The sequence below is a fragment of the Psychromonas aquimarina ATCC BAA-1526 genome (genome assembly GCF_000428725.1).
Taxonomy (GTDB): domain Bacteria; phylum Pseudomonadota; class Gammaproteobacteria; order Enterobacterales; family Psychromonadaceae; genus Psychromonas; species Psychromonas aquimarina.
In genome coordinates this window covers 1-1,576 of the sequence record NZ_AUAM01000131.1, presented here as the reverse complement: position 1 = coordinate 1,576, position 1,576 = coordinate 1, and the positions used below count along the sequence as shown (strand labels likewise).

The following is a 1,576-nucleotide window of genomic DNA, read 5'->3' as shown; positions in this document are numbered from 1 at the left end:
CGTTTTCTAGTCATAATCTGCTCCAGCTGTGATGCTAGTTATTAAAACAGATTAATCACTTAAGATCGTGTCCGATTTTTGGGGACCATTTCTGATCGCCAAAAGACTGTTCTTGAACTGAAGGGTGGTAGAGAAATAATCAAAGAGTTCCTTTTCGATAAGTGCCACTACTTAACAGTTGTAGCAGCACAATTATTTAAATCTCAAGAAGTGAAGTTGTTTTATTTAGAGGCAAGTAGCAGAGTGATTCATTCAGCCATATCGCTAGATGAAGATCTTGTTATTGATATTATTGTGGGTATAGAGCTTCTAATGAGATTGAAGCATTCTAATGATGCCACGAACTCAATGACGGGAATATATGGGCGTGAAGGGCGATGCCTTTCATCAATAATCAAACTACATGATTTTGATCCGAATGAATACTATTCCGAAGATGGATTTAACTATAGGCCAATTCAAGAGAGGATTAAAAAGTGGTTTATTGATACAAATGTAATCGAAGAAAAGAAAGAAGTTTAATAACGACAACAGCCTTACTCGGTCATATAAAAACAGTCACGGTATAAATAGCTACGGTTGTAACAAACACGACTAAAAACCACTCCATGAACAATGAACCTAACAATTTAAAAAATGGAATCTGCGATTCGGTTACATAATTTAATAACCTTGAGTACCCATACGTAATAACAACTGAAGCCAGTGCGTATATGACAAGAAGTAATGTAACCAGGAGAACAATCGAATCTCTAAATAAAGTTATAACAACAGACATCAACAAGCCAGCAAGTAAGCCAACCACGATTTTAATTAGTGATCGTAAGACATATATTTTTATAAATTGTATTCTGGTCAGCTTGGTCTTTAAGTAAAATTTAATTACCCATCCTGCGACTAAAACACTAACTATTACAATCAAGATATATTCAATAAATCCGCCGTCCCTGGGAATATATTTGATAGTTTAGTGTAAACATCAAACACTGCACAGTTTGGTATTAAAGGTAAAAGAAATTTTGGTTTTTTGAGGCTGGTGTAATAAAAATTTGGTTATTTAGACAAAGGTAAACAAAATTTTGGTCTATTAAGAAAAGCAAAGGTAAATAGAATTTTGGTTTTTCACAATAAAGGGAAAAGAAATTATGGTTTTCAGACAGTTTATATCACTATTTGGCTATCTGACCCTGTAAATAATTTAAATAAAAACCAGAATAATCTTGCTTCAAACCAAATTATTCTTACCTGTTACCAAAATATCCTTACCTCTAGGAGGTTATTTAAGAATACTATCAGTAAGTTACGAGTCTCTATAGATCCCATATATTCTATAGATCCTTATAGAGCTGTGTTTATATGTGGATAACGGCTTAAAGGATCTAATTAATAGATCCTTATTGTTCAATTAAAACAATGCCCGTTCATCATAATTAAACAGAAAATATAAACAGAGCAATTATATTAATTTTGAGTTTGATATTTGGTAAAAAACTCAACTAATTCTTCATTGGATAGGCCACTTAAAAAATTAGAGCACGCTTTAACCACTTCAGAACGATTAACAACAAAGTTATTT

At 32.5% G+C, this 1,576-nt stretch carries 1 protein-coding gene; it reads left to right on the top strand.

Going from position 1 to position 1,576, the window contains the following annotated elements:
• Positions 1 to 78 precede the first annotated feature (78 nt).
• Positions 79 to 522 carry a hypothetical protein gene (locus G337_RS0119290; protein WP_028865303.1) on the top strand — a complete coding sequence of 148 codons (444 nt, stop codon included), beginning with the start codon at positions 79 to 81 and terminating at the stop codon, positions 520 to 522.
• Positions 523 to 1,576: the final 1,054 nt, after the last annotated feature.